General features: G+C 66.5%; 24 protein-coding genes. 19 read left to right on the forward strand and 5 right to left on the reverse strand.

The features are described 5' to 3' along the window. The 4 genes from tuf to rpsL all read right to left on the reverse strand — a co-directional run. A partial coding sequence (gene tuf / locus Q8W67_RS15410; RefSeq protein ID WP_305547017.1) for an elongation factor Tu occupies positions 1-1190 on the reverse strand: 1190 nt, incomplete at its 3' end. Between the two features lie 57 nt (positions 1191-1247). Next, on the reverse strand, positions 1248-3323 hold the full coding sequence (gene fusA / locus Q8W67_RS15415; protein WP_305547019.1) for an elongation factor G: 2076 nt from the start codon (positions 3321-3323) through the stop codon (positions 1248-1250). A 30-nt stretch (positions 3324-3353) separates the two neighbouring features. Continuing rightward, positions 3354-3824: a 30S ribosomal protein S7 gene (rpsG, locus tag Q8W67_RS15420; protein WP_305547021.1), complete on the reverse strand. Its 471-nt coding sequence runs from the start codon at positions 3822-3824 to the stop codon at positions 3354-3356. Between the two features lie 134 nt (positions 3825-3958). Then, entirely contained in the window at positions 3959-4330 is a 372-nt protein-coding gene (rpsL, locus tag Q8W67_RS15425; RefSeq protein WP_007557568.1) for a 30S ribosomal protein S12, read from the reverse strand. Between the two features lie 782 nt (positions 4331-5112). Between rpsL and Q8W67_RS15430 the strand changes: the two genes are divergently transcribed. From Q8W67_RS15430 to Q8W67_RS15495, 14 genes are all read left to right on the forward strand, one after another. Beyond that, a complete protein-coding gene (locus tag Q8W67_RS15430; protein ID WP_305547022.1) occupies positions 5113-5490 on the forward strand; it encodes a hypothetical protein in 378 nt (125 codons plus the stop codon). 480 nt (positions 5491-5970) lie between these two features. Beyond that, on the forward strand, positions 5971-6339 hold the full coding sequence (gene rplN, locus Q8W67_RS15435) for a 50S ribosomal protein L14 (RefSeq protein WP_010686182.1): 369 nt from the start codon (positions 5971-5973) through the stop codon (positions 6337-6339). Then, complete coding sequence (rplX, locus tag Q8W67_RS15440) at positions 6339-6653, forward strand: 50S ribosomal protein L24 (protein WP_007557581.1); 315 nt, start codon at positions 6339-6341, stop codon at positions 6651-6653. Before rplN ends, rplX begins: the two co-directional genes overlap by 1 nt. After that, positions 6646-7212 (forward strand): 50S ribosomal protein L5, encoded by a 567-nt coding sequence (gene rplE, locus Q8W67_RS15445; RefSeq protein ID WP_305547023.1) that lies wholly within the window; start codon positions 6646-6648, stop codon positions 7210-7212. Before rplX ends, rplE begins: the two co-directional genes overlap by 8 nt. Before the next feature lie 40 nt (positions 7213-7252). Then, on the forward strand, positions 7253-7558 hold the full coding sequence (rpsN, locus tag Q8W67_RS15450) for a 30S ribosomal protein S14 (RefSeq protein ID WP_305547024.1): 306 nt from the start codon (positions 7253-7255) through the stop codon (positions 7556-7558). A gap of 10 nt (positions 7559-7568) precedes the next feature. Continuing rightward, positions 7569-7964: a 30S ribosomal protein S8 gene (gene rpsH / locus Q8W67_RS15455; RefSeq protein WP_091715665.1), complete on the forward strand. Its 396-nt coding sequence runs from the start codon at positions 7569-7571 to the stop codon at positions 7962-7964. 23 nt (positions 7965-7987) lie between these two features. Beyond that, the gene (gene rplF / locus Q8W67_RS15460; RefSeq protein ID WP_305547029.1) at positions 7988-8521 is read left to right on the forward strand and encodes a 50S ribosomal protein L6; all 534 of its coding nucleotides are present in this window, start codon (positions 7988-7990) and stop codon (positions 8519-8521) included. A gap of 10 nt (positions 8522-8531) precedes the next feature. Then, positions 8532-8894 carry a 50S ribosomal protein L18 gene (gene rplR, locus Q8W67_RS15465; RefSeq protein ID WP_007557587.1) on the forward strand — a complete coding sequence of 121 codons (363 nt, stop codon included), beginning with the start codon at positions 8532-8534 and terminating at the stop codon, positions 8892-8894. Positions 8895-9003: 109 nt separating this feature from the next. Next, positions 9004-9591, forward strand: coding sequence for a 30S ribosomal protein S5 (gene rpsE / locus Q8W67_RS15470; RefSeq protein ID WP_092039094.1), 588 nt, complete (start codon positions 9004-9006; stop codon positions 9589-9591). 11 nt (positions 9592-9602) lie between these two features. Further along, entirely contained in the window at positions 9603-9794 is a 192-nt protein-coding gene (gene rpmD, locus Q8W67_RS15475; RefSeq protein ID WP_238293232.1) for a 50S ribosomal protein L30, read from the forward strand. Between the two features lie 10 nt (positions 9795-9804). Beyond that, on the forward strand, positions 9805-10311 hold the full coding sequence (gene rplO / locus Q8W67_RS15480; RefSeq protein ID WP_305547034.1) for a 50S ribosomal protein L15: 507 nt from the start codon (positions 9805-9807) through the stop codon (positions 10309-10311). A gap of 154 nt (positions 10312-10465) precedes the next feature. After that, positions 10466-11812, forward strand: a complete 1347-nt coding sequence (secY, locus tag Q8W67_RS15485) for a preprotein translocase subunit SecY (RefSeq protein ID WP_305547036.1) — start codon at positions 10466-10468, stop codon at positions 11810-11812. A 170-nt stretch (positions 11813-11982) separates the two neighbouring features. Then, positions 11983-12585, forward strand: a complete 603-nt coding sequence (locus Q8W67_RS15490; RefSeq protein ID WP_305547038.1) for an adenylate kinase — start codon at positions 11983-11985, stop codon at positions 12583-12585. 725 nt (positions 12586-13310) lie between these two features. Next, on the forward strand, positions 13311-13541 hold the full coding sequence (locus tag Q8W67_RS15495; RefSeq protein ID WP_305547040.1) for a hypothetical protein: 231 nt from the start codon (positions 13311-13313) through the stop codon (positions 13539-13541). Between the two features lie 10 nt (positions 13542-13551). On the opposite strand, the gene Q8W67_RS15500 is transcribed toward Q8W67_RS15495, so the two are convergent. After that, entirely contained in the window at positions 13552-13914 is a 363-nt protein-coding gene (locus Q8W67_RS15500; RefSeq protein WP_305547042.1) for a hypothetical protein, read from the reverse strand. Between the two features lie 250 nt (positions 13915-14164). Between Q8W67_RS15500 and rpsM the strand changes: the two genes are divergently transcribed. From rpsM to rplQ, 5 genes are all read left to right on the forward strand, one after another. Then, on the forward strand, positions 14165-14533 hold the full coding sequence (gene rpsM / locus Q8W67_RS15505) for a 30S ribosomal protein S13 (protein ID WP_012319166.1): 369 nt from the start codon (positions 14165-14167) through the stop codon (positions 14531-14533). 172 nt (positions 14534-14705) lie between these two features. Further along, entirely contained in the window at positions 14706-15095 is a 390-nt protein-coding gene (gene rpsK, locus Q8W67_RS15510) for a 30S ribosomal protein S11 (RefSeq protein WP_010686167.1), read from the forward strand. A gap of 25 nt (positions 15096-15120) precedes the next feature. Next, positions 15121-15993 carry an MBL fold metallo-hydrolase gene (locus tag Q8W67_RS15515; RefSeq protein WP_305547045.1) on the forward strand — a complete coding sequence of 291 codons (873 nt, stop codon included), beginning with the start codon at positions 15121-15123 and terminating at the stop codon, positions 15991-15993. Positions 15994-16101: 108 nt separating this feature from the next. Continuing rightward, a complete protein-coding gene (locus tag Q8W67_RS15520; protein ID WP_305547047.1) occupies positions 16102-17121 on the forward strand; it encodes a DNA-directed RNA polymerase subunit alpha in 1020 nt (339 codons plus the stop codon). Between the two features lie 195 nt (positions 17122-17316). Next, the gene (gene rplQ, locus Q8W67_RS15525) at positions 17317-17727 is read left to right on the forward strand and encodes a 50S ribosomal protein L17 (protein ID WP_305547049.1); all 411 of its coding nucleotides are present in this window, start codon (positions 17317-17319) and stop codon (positions 17725-17727) included. Positions 17728-18002: the final 275 nt, after the last annotated feature.

Consider the following 18002-nt stretch of genomic DNA (forward strand, 5'->3'; position numbering starts at 1 on the left):
TACTCGTTGATGGCGGCGACGACGCCGGCACCGACGGTGCGGCCGCCCTCGCGGATGGCGAAGCGCAGCTTCTCCTCCATGGCCACCGGGACGATCAGCGTGACGTCCATGGTCACGTTGTCGCCCGGCATCACCATCTCGGTGCCCTCCGGCAGCGTGCACACCCCGGTCACGTCCGTGGTCCGGAAGTAGAACTGCGGCCGGTAGTTGGTGAAGAACGGCGTGTGGCGCCCGCCCTCCTCCTTGGTCAGGATGTAGGCCTCGGCCTTGAACTTCGTGTGCGGCTTCACCGAGCCCGGCTTGCACACCACTTGGCCCCGCTCGACGTCCTCGCGCTTGGTGCCGCGCAGCAGAACGCCGACGTTGTCGCCCGCCTGGCCCTGGTCGAGCAGCTTGCGGAACATCTCGACGCCCGTCACCGTCGTCTTGGTGGTCGCCCGGATGCCGACGATCTCGACTTCCTCGCCCACCTTGATGATCCCGCGCTCGACCCGGCCCGTCACCACCGTGCCGCGGCCCGAGATCGAGAACACGTCCTCGATCGGCATCAGGAACGGCATGTCGATCGGGCGCTCCGGCTGCGGGATGTAGCTGTCCACCGTCGCCATCAGCGCCAGGACGGCCTCCTTGCCGATCTTCGGCTCCTTGTCCTCCAGCGCCATCAGCGCCGAGCCCTTGGTGATCGGGATGTCGTCGCCCGGGAAGTCGTACTTCGACAGAAGCTCGCGCACCTCCAGCTCGACCAGCTCCAGAAGCTCCTCGTCGTCGACCATGTCGACCTTGTTGAGGAACACCACCAGCGCCGGAACGCCGACCTGACGCGCCAGCAGGATGTGCTCGCGGGTCTGCGGCATCGGGCCGTCGGCCGCCGACACGACCAGAATCGCGCCGTCCATCTGCGCCGCGCCCGTGATCATGTTCTTCACGTAATCGGCGTGCCCGGGGCAATCCACGTGCGCGTAGTGCCGGTTGGCCGTCTCGTACTCCACGTGCGCCGTCGAGATCGTGATCCCGCGCGCCTTCTCCTCCGGAGCCTTGTCGATCTGGTCGTAGGCCGTGAACGTCGCCCCGCCCGTCTCCGCCAGAACCTTCGTGATCGCAGCCGTCAACGACGTCTTGCCATGATCAACGTGGCCGATCGTGCCGATGTTGCAGTGCGGCTTGGTGCGGGAGAACTTTTCCTTGCCCATCAGAGCCTCCTAAATTCGAAATCGTGTTGCGGTTGAAGAGGTGTTTCAGGCGTAGCCTTAGGCGTACTTGGCGATGACCTTGTCGGCCTCGCCGCGCGGCACCTCTTCGTAGTGATCGAACTGCATGGTGAAGTTCGCGCGGCCCTGCGACATGGAACGCAGGTTGTTCACGTAGCCGAACATGTTTGCGAGCGGCACCATCGCGTTGATGACGTTGGCGTTGCCGCGCATGTCCTGGCCCTGGATCTGACCACGGCGGGAGTTCAGGTCGCCGATGACCGAACCGGTGTAGTCCTCCGGCGAGACCACCTCGACCTTCATCACCGGCTCAAGCAGGACCGAGCCGCCCTTCTGGAGCGCCTCGCGCAGGGCAGCGCGGGACGCGATCTCGAAGGCGAGCGCTGACGAGTCGACGTCGTGGAAGGCGCCGTCGATCAGCTCGACCTTGATGTCCACAACCGGGAAGCCCGCCAGGATACCGGCGCCCAGGACGGAGTTAAGGCCCTTCTCGACGCCCGGAATGTACTCCTTCGGCACCGCGCCGCCGACGATCTTCGACTCGAACGAGAAGCCCGCGCCCGGCTCGTTGGGCTCGACCACCAACTTGACCCGGGCGAACTGGCCCGTGCCGCCAGTCTGCTTCTTGTGCGTATAGTCGATCTCCTGACGGCGGGTCAGCTTCTCGCGATAGGCCACCTGCGGCTGGCCGATATTCGCGTCGACCTTGTACGTGCGGCGCAGGATGTCGACCTTGATGTCAAGGTGCAGCTCGCCCATCCCCTTGAGGATGGTCTGGCCGGATTCCTGGTCCGTGGAAACCCGGAAGGACGGATCCTCGGCGGCGAGCTTCGAGAGCGCGATGCCGAGCTTCTCCTGATCGGCCTTCGACTTCGGCTCGACGGCGATCTCGATAACCGGCTCAGGGAACTCCATGCGTTCCAGGATGACAGCCTTGGTCGGGTCGCACAGGGTATCGCCGGTGCGGGTATCCTTCAGGCCAGCCAGCGCGACGATGTCGCCGGCGAACGCTTCCTTGATGTCCTCGCGATTGTTGGCGTGCATCAGCAGCATGCGGCCGACGCGCTCCTTCTTGTCGCGCGTCGAGTTGATGACGTTGGCGCCCGACTCGACCTTGCCCGAGTACACGCGGCAGAACGTGATCGTGCCGACGTGGGGATCGTCCATGATCTTGAAGGCGAGCATGGAGAAGGGGTCGGTGTCGGTCGGGTGCCGGACGACCGGTTCCTCGGTCTTGTAGTCGATGCCTTCCACGTCGCCACGGTCAGCGGGGGAGGGCAAGTAGTCCACGACCGCGTCGAGGAGCGGCTGCACGCCCTTGTTCTTGAAGGCCGAACCGCAGAGCACCGGATGGAAGGCCCGCAGCTGCACGGCACGGCGCACGAGCTTGTGCATCGTCGCCACGTCCGGCTCGGTGCCGTCGAGGTAGGCCATCATGGCCTCGTCATCGAGCTCGACGCAGGCTTCGACCAGCTTGCCGCGGTACTCGACCGCCTGGTCCTTGAGATCCTCGGGAATCTCGACCTCGGAGAAGTCGGCGCCCAGGGTCTCGCCGGACCAGACGATCGCCTTCATTTTGATGAGGTCAATCACGCCCTTGAAGTTCGACTCCGAGCCGATCGGCAGCTGAAGGCAAACCGGCTTACCAGCGACGCGGTCGATGATGTCGGCCACGCATTTGAAGAAGTCCGCGCCGATCTTGTCCATCTTGTTGACGAACACGACCCGCGGCACGTCGTACTTGTCGGCCTGGCGCCAGACGGTCTCGGTCTGCGGCTCGACGCCCTGGTTGCCGTCGAGCACACACACGGCGCCGTCGAGCACGCGAAGGGAACGCTCCACCTCGATGGTGAAGTCCACGTGGCCGGGGGTGTCGATGATGTTCAGGCGCTTGTCGCGCCAGAAGCACGTCGTAGCGGCGGACGTGATCGTGATGCCGCGCTCCTGCTCCTGCTCCATCCAGTCCATCGTGGCGGCGCCGTCATGGACCTCGCCGATCTTATGAGACTTGCCGGTGTAGTAGAGGATCCGCTCCGTGGTCGTGGTCTTCCCGGCATCGATGTGGGCCATGATGCCGAAGTTGCGGTAGTCCTCGATCGCGTGCGTGCGGGGCATCGGATTGCTCCTGAGAGACGGCGGAACCGCTTACCAGCGGTAGTGCGAGAAGGCGCGGTTGGCCTCGGCCATCCGGTGCGTGTCTTCCCGCTTCTTGACGGCACTGCCGCGGTTGTTGGCGGCGTCGAGCAGCTCGGCGGAGAGGCGCTCGATCATGGTACGGTCGTTCCGGGACCGGGCGGCCTGGATCAGCCAGCGGATCGCCAGAGCCTGGCGACGCTCAGTCCGGACCTCGACGGGCACTTGGTAGGTCGCGCCACCGACGCGCCGGGAGCGCACTTCGATCATCGGAGCGACGTTGTCGAGCGCGGCGCGGAATACCTCGATCGGGTTGGCCCGGGCGCGGTTCTCGACGATGTCGAAGGCGCCGTAGACGATCCGCTCCGCGGTCGACTTCTTGCCTTCGTACATGATCGAATTCATGAACTTCGTCAGCACGACGTCCCCGTACTTCGGGTCCGGAATGATCTCACGCTTCTCGGCAGAGTGACGACGGGACATGTCTCAGAACTCTCAAACGAGTAGTTTTTAAGCGCCTCGCGCAGGCCGCCTCAGCGTTCTTGGTGACGCCGGCGACATCCTTACGAGGCCGTGAAAACCTGTACTGACGTCCGAATAAACTTCGGTCGTCGCCCTTACTTCGGCCGCTTGGCACCGTACTTGGACCGGCGCTGCTTCCGGTTCTTGACGCCCTGCGTGTCGAGCACGCCGCGCAGGATGTGGTAGCGCACACCCGGGAGATCCTTCACGCGGCCACCGCGGATCATGACCACAGAGTGCTCCTGGAGGTTGTGGCCCTCACCCGGAATGTAGCCGATCACCTCGAAGCCGTTGGTGAGACGAACCTTGGCGACCTTCCGGAGCGCCGAGTTCGGCTTCTTCGGGGTCGTCGTGTAGACCCTGGTGCAGACGCCGCGCTTCTGCGGGCAAGCGTCAAGCGCCGGAACCTTGTTGCGGCTCCGCTGGATCTTCCGCGGCTGGGCGATCAGCTGGTTGATCGTCGGCATCCTGTGCCCTCTTCCTCGGTCACCTTGGCCGGACTGCACAGGGCAATCCGCAAAACGAATATGCGCCGGAGGGCCTGTCACGAACCCTCGGCGCGGTGTGGGCAGAGGAGCACGCTCGAAACGAACGCGCTCGTACCTACGGATCTGACTTAGAGCGTCAGGCGATTTGAACCTTCGGATCGCTCGGGGCGATGGCGGCTACAAGGAAGAACCGAGGAGCCGTCGGCAGCCGATGGCCGTCCGAAGTGGCGCGCTTCTAGACGCGGTTAGCGCCTAGGTCAATGCATCCGCTGCAGAAAACTGCGCCCATCGAGACGTTAACGTCCGGTCACAGGGCGGAGCGATCGAGCCGCGCGACCTCCCGCTTTTCAGAGGGCTGTCGCCGACATGACATTGCTCGGGCGCCTCGACGGGAAGCGGAGAATCGGCGGCCGAAGCTCCCCATCCCGGGCGGACAGGCCATGCGCACCTCCCACGCCGTTCCACGCCCGTCGGCCACGTAGTCCGGTCGTGGACCCATCGCTGCGAATCGCTCCGTAGGTCTCCCTCTCATAATAGACGTCCGGCGGTCAGCCGTTTCCGCCGGCGAGGTTTTTTCCGCGCGCGGACATACCTCGAGGCGTCGACCTCATCGAATGCCGGTATTCGGATTCGAAGCCGACGTGTCGGATCGGGGCAGGACACAGGCCTCACGGTCTACGGAAGATTAAAGCGAACCATCGAAGTGTCGCGATCGTCGGGCGGCGAGCAGGTCGCCCAGGTTCGCGTCAAGGATGTTGCGTATGGGTTGCGTCGCTGTCAGCAACGTCGTCCCCTTCCGGCGGATCACTCCCGCCTCTGCGGCGGGCGAGCGTGACGCGCGCAACCGCCGCCGGAGCGAACAGCGGTCGCTCCTGGACGCGGTCTACGCGACGGGCAGCATGATCGTCGGCGCGGACGATCGGGACATCAAACTCACCGCGTCCCGCCTCCAGGTCTATGGCTTCCTGGCGATCGAGGAGGTGAGAGCCGACGGATCCATGCGCCGCTTGCGACCCTCCGAAGCGATTCGCGCGCGGTCGGAGCGTCCGTGGCGCTTGTCGAAGCCGGCTTTCGGTACCGCCGTCACCATTCCAAGCCTCGACGGATTCCTGTTCGAATCGGCCGGCGAGCCTTTCTGACAGCCGCTCGCCTCCGAGCGATGCGTCCGTCGCGCGGGAATACGCGGCTGTCCTACCGGAAGCGTCGCGTTGACGGGTCGGGCCGGCGGCCTCGACGAGTGCGGCCGGTCGAAGAGCGGGGTAAGCCGACTCGGATTGGACGCTGACCGAACAGCCCAGCCGCGAGCCCGCTCAAACGGGATCGGCCGGCGTGACGCGAGCCCGCTCCCGGTGCGATCGAGACGCCCGTGCGCCAAGGCCGGGCCGGCCGATTTCGTCCCGATCGGCTTGCCATCCCGGCCTGCCCGTAGTATGCGCCCGGCCTTCGCGACATTCCCATTGGGTGCTCGCACCCTGTGAACGCGGCGACCGCGCCGGCGTCTTCGACGCCGCAAGCGCGGTTTATTACATGAGCCGGGGACATCAGATCCCCATCAGGCGTCGTCCGCCGGGCAATACCGCCCGCGTGCGGAAACCCGCCTGAAACAAGGAGTCACGCACGTGATCCAGATGCAGACGAATCTGGACGTCGCCGACAACTCGGGTGCACGCCGTGTGATGTGCATCAAGGTGCTCGGCGGGTCGAAGCGCAAATATGCCGGCGTCGGCGACGTGATCGTCGTGTCGGTGAAGGAGGCGATCCCGCGCGGTCGCGTCAAGAAAGGCGACGTCATGAAGGCGGTCGTCGTTCGCACCGCCAAGGACGTGAAGCGCGCCGACGGATCGGTCATCCGCTTCGACAAGAACGCCGCGGTCCTGATCAACAATCAGAAGGAGCCGATCGGCACCCGCATCTTCGGACCGGTGCCGCGCGAACTGCGCGCGCGCAACCACATGAAGATCATCTCGCTGGCGCCGGAGGTGCTGTGATGGCCGCCAAGATCAAGAAGGGCGACAAGGTCGTCGTGCTCACCGGCCGCGATTCCGGCCGCTCGGGCGAGGTGATCCAGGTGCTGCCGAAAGAGGGTCGGGCCTTCGTGCGCGGCATCAACCTGGTCAAGAAGCACCAGAAGCAGACACAGAACCAGGAAGGCGGCATCATCTCCAAGGAGGCCGCTATCCAACTCTCGAACATCGCGGTCGCCGATGCCAACGGCAAGCCGACCCGCGTGGGTTTCCGCATTCTCGAAGACGGGCGCAAGGTCCGGTTCGCCAAGAGCACGGGGGATCAGATCGATGGCTGAGGCCGACAAGAACGCCTACACCCCGCGGCTTCGCAAGCACTACGACGAAGTGGTGCGGCAGAAGCTGATCGAGGAGTTCGGGTACAAGAACCCGATGCAGGTCCCCCAGATCGAGAAGATCGTCATCAACATGGGCGTCGGCGAGTCCACGGCGGATTCGAAGAAGGCGTCTGTGGCTGCCGGCGACCTCGCTCTGATCGCCGGCCAGAAGCCGGTGATCACCCGAGCCCGCAAGGCCATTGCGACCTTCAAGGTCCGCGAGGGCATGCCGATCGGCTGCAAGGTGACGCTGCGCAAGCAGCGCATGTACGAGTTCATGGACCGCCTGATCACGATCGCGCTGCCGCGCGTCCGCGATTTCCGCGGCCTGAATCCGCGCTCGTTCGACGGGCGGGGCAACTACGCGCTGGGTCTCAAGGAGCACCTCGTGTTCCCGGAGATCTCCTACGACAAGGCAGAGCAGACCTGGGGCATGGACATCGTCGTGGCGACCTCCGCCCAGACCGATGCCGAGGCCAAGGCCCTGCTCGCCGCCTTCCAGTTCCCGTTCCGGCAGTGAGGCCCTCGCGCCTCATACGCGGACACCGGAGATAGACCACATGTCGAAGAAAAGCTCAGTCGAGAAGAATGAGGCCCGCAAGGCGTTGGTGAAGCGCTTCGCGGCCAAGCGGAAGGCGCTCCTCGAAGTCGCCAACAACGACAGCCTCGAGATGGAGGAGCGCTTCGAGGCGCGCCTCAAGCTCGCGGAACTGCCGCGCAACTCGTCGGCCACCCGCATCCGCAACCGCTGCGGCATCACCGGCCGGCCTCGGGCCTTCTACCGCAAGATGGGCATCTCGCGCGTCGCGCTGCGAGAGCTGGGCAACCGGGGCCTGATCCCCGGCCTGGTCAAGTCGAGCTGGTAAGGAGGTCCCCATGGTCAACGATCCCGTGGGCGACATGCTCACCCGCATCCGCAACGGCCAGCTGCGCCGTCGCAACGTCGTCCAGACGCCCGGCTCGCGCCTGCGCGCCAGCGTCCTGAACGTGCTGAAGGCCGAGGGCTATATCCGCGACTACGCGGCCACGGACCTCGGCAACGGCCGCACCGAGTTCGCCATCGAGCTCAAGTACTACGACGGCCGCCCGGTGATCCGCGAGATCAAGCGCGTGTCGAAGCCCGGCCGTCGGGTCTACTCGTCGGTCGGCGAACTTCCGCACGTTGCCGACGGCCTCGGCGTCACCATCGTCTCCACCCCGCAGGGCGTCATGGCCGACCACGAGGCGCGCGAGCGCAACGTCGGCGGTGAAGTGCTCTGCACCGTGTTCTGATCGGGACATAAGGAGGGTATCCCATGTCTCGCGTAGGCAAGAAGCCGGTTCCCGTCCCCGCTGGCGTCACCGCCACCGTCGATGGCCAGACCGTGAAGATGAAGGGCTCGAAGGGCGAGCTGCACTTTGTCGTCCCGTCCCTCGTCAATGTGGCGATGAAGGACGGCGCGATCGAGGTCCAGCCGGTCAACCAGTCCAAGCCCGCCCGTTCCCTCTGGGGCACGTCGCGGGCGCAGATCGCCAACATCGTCGAGGGCGTGTCGAAGGGCTTCGAGAAGAAGCTCGAGATCACGGGCGTCGGCTATCGTGCGGCGATGGCCGGCAAGGCCCTCAAGCTGTCGCTCGGCTACAGCCACGACATCGAATACGCGATCCCGGCCGGGATCACGATCGCTACCCCGAAGCCCACCGAGATCACGATCTCCGGGATCAACCGCCAGCAGGTCGGTCAGGTCGCCGCCGAGATCCGCGAATACCGCGGACCCGAACCCTACAAGGGCAAGGGCGTGAAGTACGCGGGCGAGTTCATCTTCCGCAAGGAAGGCAAGAAGAAGTAAGGAGGGCATCATGTCTCGCAAGCTCGAAGCCCTCGATCGCCGCAAGGCGCGCGTCCGCCGCGCGCTGCGGGCGGCCGCCAACGGCCGTCCGCGGCTCTCGGTGTTCCGCTCGTCGAAGCAGATCTACGTGCAGGTCATCGACGACGTGGCCGGCAAGACGCTGGCCGCCGCCTCGTCGATCGACAAGGCGCTCAAGGGTGATCTCAAGACCGGCGCCGACGTCGCCGCCGCGACCGCGGTCGGCAAGCTGGTGGCCGAGCGCGCCAAGGCGGCGGGGGTCACGAAAGTGATCTTCGACCGCTCCGGCTACATCTATCACGGCCGCGTCAAGGCCGTGGCCGAAGCCGCCCGCGAGGGCGGCCTGGAGTTCTAAGACTCCTTCCGCGCGGCATATCGGCCGCGCGGACCTTTCCTCCCCTCTGGGCGGGAAGAATCGAGCGAGCGGGTCCTTCGATCCGCGCTAGTGAGATAGGTAGACCAACATGGCACGTGAACGTGAAGGCGGGGGCCGCGGCCGCCGCGATGATCGCGAGGAGCGCGACAGCGAATTCGTGGACAAGCTCGTCCACATCAACCGCGTCGCCAAGGTGGTGAAGGGCGGCCGTCGCTTCGGCTTCGCGGCTCTCGTCGTCGTCGGCGACCAGAAGGGCCGCGTCGGCTTCGGCCACGGCAAGGCCCGTGAGGTGCCAGAGGCGATCCGGAAGGCGACCGAGGCGGCCAAGCGCGGCCTCATCCGCGTGTCGCTGCGCGAGGGCCGGACGCTGCACCACGACGTCAACGGCCGTCACGGCGCCGGCAAGGTGATCCTCCGTGCCGCCCCGCAGGGTACCGGCATCATCGCCGGCGGCCCGATGCGCGCCGTGTTCGAGACGCTCGGCATGCAGGACGTCGTCGCCAAGTCGCTCGGCTCCTCGAACCCCTACAACCTCGTGCGCGCCACCTTCGAGGCGCTCAAGAACGAGGACAGCCCGCGCTCCGTGGCGGCCCGCCGTGGCATCAAGGTGTCGAGCCTCCAGGCCCGCCGCCGCGACGCCGACCCGGCCGACCAGTCCGAAGCCGCGGTCGCGTAAGGGAGGGTCCGATGGCACAGAAGACGCTCCGCATCGAGCAGATCGGCTCGCCGATCCGCCGCGAGGCCAGCCAGCGCCAGACGCTGATCGGCCTGAAGCTCAACAAGCTTCACCGCGTGTCCGAGCTGGAGGATACTCCCTCCGTGCGCGGCATGATCCGCAAGGTTGCGCACCTCGTGCGCGTCCACGGCGACGTGGCGTGAGGAGGGCACCATGAAGCTCAACCAGATCAGCGACAATCCCGGCGCCACCAAGGACCGGATGCGCGTCGGCAGGGGCATCGGCTCCGGCAAGGGCAAGACCGCGGGCCGCGGCGTGAAGGGTCAGAAGGCCCGGACCGGCGTGTCCATCAAGGGCTTCGAGGGCGGCCAGATGCCGTTGCATCGTCGCCTTCCGAAGCGCGGCTTCAACAACATCCACGGCCAGGACCTGAACGAGGTGAACCTCGGCCGGATCCAGGAAGCCGTGGATGCGGGCAAGCTCGACAAGGCCGCGACCGTGACGGTCGAGAGCCTCGTCGCCGCCGGCATCATCGCCCGTCCCCGGGACGGCGTGAAGCTGCTCGGCGTCGGAGAGCTGACCGCGAAGCTCGCCTTCGATGTTACCCGCGCCTCCAAGACCGCCGTCGAGGCGGTCGAGAAGGCCGGAGGCTCGGTCACGGTCGCCTTCGCTTCGGGCGTCTCGACCCGCGGCGGCGCCCGCGAGGCGGCCACGGCCTGACGGCCGGCCAAGGGGCGACCCGGAGACCCGTTGCGCGGTTCCCCGGCACCCTTTAAGCCGATCCTTCGAGCGGCGGCCCTGCGACCACGCGGGCCGCCGTTTTCATTTCATCCGGGCAATCGACGCCCGGCGACACTCCCAGGACGCGACGCTTATGGCCTCAGCCGCCGAGCAGCTTGCCGCCAACCTCAACTTCGGGGCGATCGCCAAGGCCGATGAGCTGAAGAAGCGCATCTGGTTCACTCTGGGCGCCCTCGTGGTGTTCCGGTTGGGCACGTATATCCCGATTCCCGGTATCGACCCGGAACAGTTCGCCCGGAATTTCCAGCAGCAATCCGGCGGCGTGCTCGGGCTGTTCAACATGTTCTCCGGCGGTGCCGTCGAGCGCATGGCGATCTTCGCCCTGAATATCATGCCCTACATCTCCGCCTCGATCATCGTTCAGTTGCTCACCTCGGTGATCCCGAGCCTGGAGACGCTGAAGAAGGAGGGTGAGTCCGGTCGCAAGGTGATCAACCAGTACACCCGCTATCTCACGGTCGTGCTGGCGCTGGTTCAATCCTGGGGCATCGCGATCGGGCTCCAGAGTTCGTCGGCGGCCATCGATCCCGGCCCGTTCTTCCTGGCCTCGACGGTGATCACACTGACCGGCGGCACCCTGTTCCTGATGTGGGTCGGCGAGCAGATCACCTCGCGCGGCATCGGCAACGGCTCCTCGCTGATCATCTTCGCCGGTATCGTGGCCCACCTGCCGGTGGCGATCGCCGGCGCGCTCGAACTCGGCCGCACTGGCGCTCTCTCGCCGGCGGTGATCCTGGGCGTCGCCGTGGCGGCCGTGGCCCTGGTCTACTTCATCGTGTTCATGGAGCGCGCCCAGCGCCGGCTCCTGATCAATTACCCCAAGCGCCAGGTCGGCAACCGCATGTACGAGGGCCAGACCTCGTTCCTGCCGTTGAAGCTTAATACGTCGGGCGTCATCCCGCCGATCTTCGCCTCGTCGCTGCTGCTCCTGCCGGCGACCGCTGCGAGCTTCTCGGCCAGCGGCGGCACCGCCGGGTGGCTCGGCACGGTCACGGCCTATCTCGGCCACGGCACGCCGCTGTTCATCGCCCTCTACGCGGCGCTGATCATCTTCTTCACGTTCTTCTACACGGCGGTCGTGTTCAATCCGCAGGAGACGGCCGATAACCTGAAGAAGCATGGCGGCTTCATTCCCGGCATCCGCCCGGGCGAGCGCACGGCCGCCTTCATCGACAAGGTGCTCACCCGCATCACGGTGATCGGTGCTCTGTACCTGACCTTCGTGTGCCTGTGCCCCGAGATCCTCTCGTCCTACGCCTCGGCGAGCCTGGGCTTCGGCGGCACCTCGCTGCTCATCGTGGTGTCGGTCACGATGGACACCGTCGCCCAGATCCACGGGCACCTGATGGCGCACCAGTACGAGGGCCTCGTGAAGAAGGCCAAGCTGCGTGGCGCATCGACCACGCAACGCCGCCGCTGACCCTGCTACAGAGGCGGGACTGACCCACGCAAGACCCCGCCTATGGCCCAAAGGCCTGGATGCCTCCGGGCGCAGGACCGGCTAGAAAAACGCGAACCAGGCGATGCCGGGGAGGCTTCGCCAGCCGCCGCTTGTGCCCGGAAAGAGCCGGGCCGGACGAGGACAACGCCATGCGCATCATTCTGCTCGGACCGCCCGGTGCGGGGAAGGGGACCCAGTCCGAGCGGATCGTACAGCGATTCGGGATCCCGCAGCTGTCCACCGGTGACATGCTGCGCGCCGCGGTAGCTGCCGGCACCCCGGTGGGACTCGAGGCCAAGGCCGTCATGGAATCCGGCGGGCTCGTCTCCGACCGGATCGTTGTCGGGATCGTCGCCGACCGCATCGAAGAGGCGGATGCAAGGCGCGGCTTCATCCTCGACGGCTTCCCCCGTACAGTCGCCCAGGCCGAGGCGCTGGCCACCATGCTGGCCGGGAAGGGGCTGAGCCTCTCCGCCGTCATCGAGCTGAAGGTCGACGAGGACGCCCTCGTCGGGCGGATCCAGAAGCGGGCGGCCGAGACCCTGGCCCGCGGCCAGGCCGTGCGCAAGGACGACACCCCGGAGGTGTTCAAGCAGCGTCTCGAGGCCTACCGCGCCCAGACCGCGCCCCTCTCGGCCTATTACGCGAAGACGGGCCTGCTCCGGACCGTCGACGGGATGCAGCCGATCGATACGGTCACCACCGAGCTGATGTCGGTGCTCGAGCCGCACGAGGAGCGCGTCGCCTCCTGACGTGACTGCGCGCGCCGCCGTTCAGGCAGTCTGCCGGATGACGCCTCGGCTCCGGTCGAGCCGCGCGAGCGTGCATTCGAGGTGATCGCATCCAACGCCGAGTCCGATTGGTGCGGACGCGCCGGGTCGACGGCCTTGCCGTCGCACACGCCTTGCGCGGCCCCCCCACCGTCGCCGCGAGGTCGAGGTAATACGGATCGGCGCGATCCCCCGTGCGAGCAGAGCGCGGTGTTGATCATCGCCGCGCTTATGCAGCCGACGGTGCGCTCGGCGCCAGCGAAGGTCGCGACGTGTTCGGCGGTGGAGACCCCTTCCGGATCGCAGGGCGCATAGCCCCAGCCACGCAAGCAGCCGGGGAGAGCTTTCAGGCCGTTCGGCAGGCGGCCTTGACCGTCGGTGCCTCACGAACGGCTGCGCAGGGTGTCGAAGCCTCGGCTGCCACCACAGCCTATCCAGCCGGCAGGTCATCGCCGGTGCGAGGTCGACACGCGGTCGGCAAGTGCCCCGGGGCGCTTCGACGAAGGTTTCCCCCCGGCGGGCCCGGGACAGGTCTGTCCACGACAGTCGATCGTATGAAGTCGATCGATCCGATGCGGACGCGGGGACCGCACAAGGACCGCGGAGCCTTGAAAACGATCGGAAGCGCCAATCCGCCAAGCTGAACCGCACGTGCGAACAATCCGCGGCGTCACCGGTTGAGGGACGCAAGATCCTTGGGAACCTCGATGTCACTCCGCCTCGCCACGACGACGCTGCTCCTCTTCGCTGTGGCGCTGCCGGTGATACCGGTCGCAGCCCAGAGCCCGGCTCAATCCTTCCTCTACGGGGAGAAGCGGTTCCGGCACGCATGCCAGCCGCCGCTGAAATTCGCCGCCGGAGCCTGCGTCCGCCACTGCCCCGCCGGCTATCGCAACACCGGGGGCTATTGCCGGTTTCTGGGAGAGCGGATGCGCTGAGGTCGGAGCGTCAGGGCGCCCGCTTCCGGTCGGCCCGCAGAGCGCCGAAGAAGTTGACGATGTCCATCGCAAGCGAGCGGCGGCCGAACTGGCGGGACGGATGCCCGTCGGTCCTGCCGTCGCGTAGCTCGATCATCGCGGTCATCACGTTGTAGCGGAACACCATCCTCCGCCCGTCGAAGGTGGCCCAGAGCAGGTCCTGCCCAGCGCCGGGCTGCTGGAGTTGCACCGAGCCGGGATCGGCCTCGCTGAGCACACCGCCGACCACCGCAAGAACCACCGGGACCACCTCGTCGGCGCATTCCTCCGCCGCCAGAAGCACCAGATCGGCGAAAGCCCGCAGGGTCGCGCCGTCGCTGGTCACAGCCGACATATCCACCTCTTCGTTCGTGCCTTCGATCCGCGCGCGACGCATGGCGGCACGTTCGGGCGTGCGCTTGTCGTTGACATCGGACTCCGCGCACGCTAGCAGGCCGTCCTTCGTTCAACCGATCGCTGGTCCGAGGTGCCCTGTCCAGGGCCGCCCACGGGCCGCTTCGTCGTTTGACGCGCGCATGGGCCGGCCTCCACCGGACGCGTGCGACCATCGCCCGGCTCGCCCGGGCCTCACATGGAGAGTGATCGTGGCCCGTATCGCAGGCGTCAATATCCCGACCAATAAGCGCGTCGTCATCGCGCTTCAGTACATCCACGGCATCGGCGCGAAGAAGGCCGAGGAGATCACCCAGAAGGTGAACATCCCCGCCGAGCGCCGGGTGAACCAGCTCACCGACGCAGAGGTGCTCCAGATCCGCGAGACGATCGACCGCGACTATCTGGTCGAGGGCGACCTGCGCCGCGAAGTCTCGATGAACATCAAGCGCCTGATGGATCTCGGCGCCTATCGCGGCCTGCGTCACCGCAAGCAGCTGCCGGTCCGCGGCCAGCGCACCCACACCAATGCCCGCACCCGCAAGGGTAAGGCGAAGCCGATCGCCGGCAAGAAGAAGTAAGTTTTAGCGATTGGAAGGCCGTGCTTTGCTCGGCCTTCTTTCCGTCGCGCCGGATGTCCCGCGAGGATCCCGGCGAAGGCTCGATCACCCTGCACGGGCGCCGCAGCCAAATCCCAAAGAGAATCCCGAGCGCCTGGAATTACGGGCGCGCTTGAAGGAAGAGTGAGACCAGATGGCCAAGGAACCGCAACGCGTCCGCCGCCGCGAACGCAAGAACATCGTGTCGGGCGTCGCCCACGTGAACGCCTCGTTCAACAACACGATGATCACCATCACGGATGCGCAGGGCAACACGATCTCCTGGTCGTCCGCCGGCGCCATGGGCTTCAAGGGCTCGCGCAAGTCGACGCCCTACGCCGCTCAGGTGGCCGCCGAGGATGCCGGCCGCAAGGCGGCCGAGCACGGCATGCGCACCCTCGAGGTCGAGGTGTCGGGCCCGGGTTCGGGCCGCGAGTCGGCTCTGCGCGCGCTCCAGGCCGCGGGCTTCACCGTGACCTCGATCCGCGACGTGACCTCGATCCCCCACAACGGTTGCCGTCCGCGCAAGCGTCGCCGGGTCTGATTGAAGCGTTTTGACGGAGAAGCTCATGACGGGATCGAGGCCGCTTCCGGGCGTGCTGCGTTGGAACCTCGGCGACCTCACGGTCACCGCGCTCAACGACGGCTGGTTTCAGGCCAGCCTCGATCTCGTCACGGGGATCTCGAAGGCGGAGGCCGGGACGCTGCAGGTCGCGGGCTTCCGCACAGAGCAGCCGAAAATCACCCTCAACGCGTTCCTGGTCACCGGTGCCGGCCGCAAGCCGGTGCTGATCGATACAGGCTATGGCGACCTCGCGCCGGCTGAGACCCTCGGCCGGGCAGGCGCGGCCCTCGCGCTCACCGGCGTGAAGCCGGAGGAGATCGAGACGGTCCTCGTTACCCACCTGCATCCCGACCACGTCGGCGGTCTGGTGAAGGACGAGGCGGCGCGTTACCCGAACGCCGAGATCGTGGTCCATGCCGACGAGGCGGCGCACTGGCTTCCGGACGAGGCCCTGTCCCGGGCTCCGGACGGCGCCAAGCCCTATTTCGAGGGCGCCCGCAAGGCGGTGGCGCCCTATGCGAAGCGGATGCGCCAGCATCGGGGCGGGGAGGTATTGCCGGGCATCACGGCGGTCCACCTGCCGGGCCACACCCCTGGACATTGCGGTTTCCGCATCGTCTCCGGTGGACAGTCACTCCTGATGTGGACGGATGTGGTGCACCTGCCGGCGATCCAGTTCAAGAACCCGGAGGCCGGCGTCGCATTTGATGTCGACGGCGATCAGGCGCGGGAGACCCGCAAGGCGATCATGGACGCGGTGGCGATCGACCGATCCTTCATCGCCGGGGCGCATCTCGAATTCCCGGCCCTCGGCTACGTGGCTCGGGACGGCGCGGGATACAGCTTCGTGCCGGCGCTCTGGGTCGGCGGCGAGTAGAGACGAATAGAGATTCAGGGACCGTTCGGGGCGCCAGGGGGCGGCGCTGGGCGGCCGAAGCGCGGGGACGGGCGTCGCGGATCCCGGGCATGGACGAGAGGTAGGATCGTGGTCATTCAGAAGAACTGGCAGGAACTGATCAAGCCGAACAAGCTGCAGGTCTCGACCGGCGACGACCCGAAGCGGGTTGCCACCGTCGTGGCCGAGCCGCTCGAGCGCGGCTTCGGTACCACTCTGGGCAACGCGCTGCGCCGGGTGCTCCTGTCCTCGCTCCAGGGCGCGGCCGTGACTTCGGTGCAGATCGACGGCGTTCTGCACGAATTCTCGTCGATCCCGGGCGTGCGCGAGGACGTCACCGACATCGTCCTCAACATCAAGACCATCGCGATCCGGTCGCAGACCGATGCGCCCAAGCGCATGACCCTGCGCAAGACCGGCCCGGGCCTCGTCACGGCGGGCGACATCGGCACGGTCGGTGACATCCAGATCCTGAACCCCGACCTCGTGATCTGCACGCTCGACGACGGCGCAGAGATCCGCATGGAGTTCACCGTCGCCACCGGCAAGGGTTACGTCCCGGCCGAGCGCAACCGCCCCGAGGACGCGCCGATCGGCTTGATACCGGTCGATTCGCTGTTCTCGCCAGTCACCAAGGTCAGCTACCGCGTCGAGACCACCCGTGAGGGTCAGGATCTCGACAAGGACAAGCTCACCATGACGATCGAGACCAACGGGGCGGTCGGTCCGGAGGATGCGCTCGCCTACGCGGCGCGTATCATCCAGGATCAGCTCCAGGTCTTCGTGAACTTCGAGGATCCGCGCAAGGAAGAGGCCGCCCCGCTGGCGCCGCAGCTGCCCTTCAACCCGGCGCTGCTCAAGAAGGTCGACGAGCTGGAGCTTTCGGTCCGTTCGGCGAACTGCCTGAAGAACGACAACATCGTCTACATCGGCGACCTGATCCAGAAGTCCGAGGGCGAGATGCTCCGCACTCCGAACTTCGGCCGCAAGTCGCTCAACGAGATCAAGGAAGTGCTCGCCGGTATGGGCCTGCACCTCGGCATGGACATCCCCGGCTGGCCGCCGGAGAACATCGAGGATCTCGCCAAGCGCTTCGAGGAGCACTACTGAGGCGAGCTGCCTCGGGCTGAACTTGGCGGCGCTTCACGGCGCCGCTTGCTTGGCCGGACCGGGTCGGATCGTCGCGAGCACGACGCGAAGTCCCAAAAAATCCCGCCGCGGGGTCATGCGGAATGAACAGCCCCGCTGTTGGGGCGCCCGGCCGTACCGTGGCACGGCGGCCGAGATGAGAAGGAAGCCAGAATCATGCGACACGGGTATCGCGGCCGCCGCTTCAACCGCACCGCCGAGCATCGCAAGGCGATGTTCGCCAACATGTCGGTCGCGCTTCTGAAGCACGAGCAGATCATCACGACCCTGCCGAAGGCCAAGGACCTACGTCCCGTGGTCGAGAAGCTGATCACCCTGGGCCGCATCGATAGCGTCCACACCCGCCGTCTCGCCATGGCGCAGCTGCGCGATGCCGACATGGTCAAGAAGCTCTTCACCGTGCTCGGCCCGCGCTACCAGGGCCGCCCGGGCGGCTATTGCCGCATCATGAAGGCGGGCTTCCGCCAGGGTGACAACGCCCCGATGGCGGTGATCGAGTTCGTCGACCGCGATGTCGAGGCCCGCGGCAAGGATTCCGGTCCGAGCCAGGTCTCCGAGGCGGCCTGAGCCGACGGGAGAGACCTTCGAGGCTCTCCACTGACCTGAGAAAGCCGCCCCGGACGATCCGGGGCGGCTTTCTTGTGTCTTGCGCCGGGTCAAAAAAAACCCGCCGGCTTGCGCCGACGGGTCTGAAGCAGGGTCCACGTTTCGTGGAGGTCGCGGGAACTCTCCCTGGCGGCCAGGATCGGACTGGCCGGGAACTCGACCGCGCCGCTATCCGCGAAACCCCTATCCCTGCCGGAACCTGTTCGGCGGATCGTCCTGGTCCGGGTCGTTATCGC

This window comes from Methylobacterium sp. NEAU K (assembly GCF_030700285.1).
Taxonomy (GTDB): Bacteria; Pseudomonadota; Alphaproteobacteria; order Rhizobiales; family Beijerinckiaceae; genus Methylobacterium.

Coding starts and splice junctions, on each gene's coding strand:
- fusA (WP_305547019.1), bottom strand. CDS start 3,323: ATGCCCCGCACGCACGCGATCGAGGACTACCGCAACTTCGGCATCATG.
- rpsG (WP_305547021.1), bottom strand. CDS start 3,824: ATGTCCCGTCGTCACTCTGCCGAGAAGCGTGAGATCATTCCGGACCCG.
- rpsL (WP_007557568.1), bottom strand. CDS start 4,330: ATGCCGACGATCAACCAGCTGATCGCCCAGCCGCGGAAGATCCAGCGG.
- Q8W67_RS15430 (WP_305547022.1), top strand. CDS start 5,113: ATGGGTTGCGTCGCTGTCAGCAACGTCGTCCCCTTCCGGCGGATCACT.
- rplX (WP_007557581.1), top strand. CDS start 6,339: ATGGCCGCCAAGATCAAGAAGGGCGACAAGGTCGTCGTGCTCACCGGC.
- rplE (WP_305547023.1), top strand. CDS start 6,646: ATGGCTGAGGCCGACAAGAACGCCTACACCCCGCGGCTTCGCAAGCAC.
- rpsN (WP_305547024.1), top strand. CDS start 7,253: ATGTCGAAGAAAAGCTCAGTCGAGAAGAATGAGGCCCGCAAGGCGTTG.
- rpsH (WP_091715665.1), top strand. CDS start 7,569: ATGGTCAACGATCCCGTGGGCGACATGCTCACCCGCATCCGCAACGGC.
- rplF (WP_305547029.1), top strand. CDS start 7,988: ATGTCTCGCGTAGGCAAGAAGCCGGTTCCCGTCCCCGCTGGCGTCACC.
- rplR (WP_007557587.1), top strand. CDS start 8,532: ATGTCTCGCAAGCTCGAAGCCCTCGATCGCCGCAAGGCGCGCGTCCGC.
- rpsE (WP_092039094.1), top strand. CDS start 9,004: ATGGCACGTGAACGTGAAGGCGGGGGCCGCGGCCGCCGCGATGATCGC.
- rpmD (WP_238293232.1), top strand. CDS start 9,603: ATGGCACAGAAGACGCTCCGCATCGAGCAGATCGGCTCGCCGATCCGC.
- rplO (WP_305547034.1), top strand. CDS start 9,805: ATGAAGCTCAACCAGATCAGCGACAATCCCGGCGCCACCAAGGACCGG.
- secY (WP_305547036.1), top strand. CDS start 10,466: ATGGCCTCAGCCGCCGAGCAGCTTGCCGCCAACCTCAACTTCGGGGCG.
- Q8W67_RS15490 (WP_305547038.1), top strand. CDS start 11,983: ATGCGCATCATTCTGCTCGGACCGCCCGGTGCGGGGAAGGGGACCCAG.
- Q8W67_RS15495 (WP_305547040.1), top strand. CDS start 13,311: ATGTCACTCCGCCTCGCCACGACGACGCTGCTCCTCTTCGCTGTGGCG.
- Q8W67_RS15500 (WP_305547042.1), bottom strand. CDS start 13,914: ATGTCGGCTGTGACCAGCGACGGCGCGACCCTGCGGGCTTTCGCCGAT.
- rpsK (WP_010686167.1), top strand. CDS start 14,706: ATGGCCAAGGAACCGCAACGCGTCCGCCGCCGCGAACGCAAGAACATC.
- Q8W67_RS15515 (WP_305547045.1), top strand. CDS start 15,121: ATGACGGGATCGAGGCCGCTTCCGGGCGTGCTGCGTTGGAACCTCGGC.
- rplQ (WP_305547049.1), top strand. CDS start 17,317: ATGCGACACGGGTATCGCGGCCGCCGCTTCAACCGCACCGCCGAGCAT.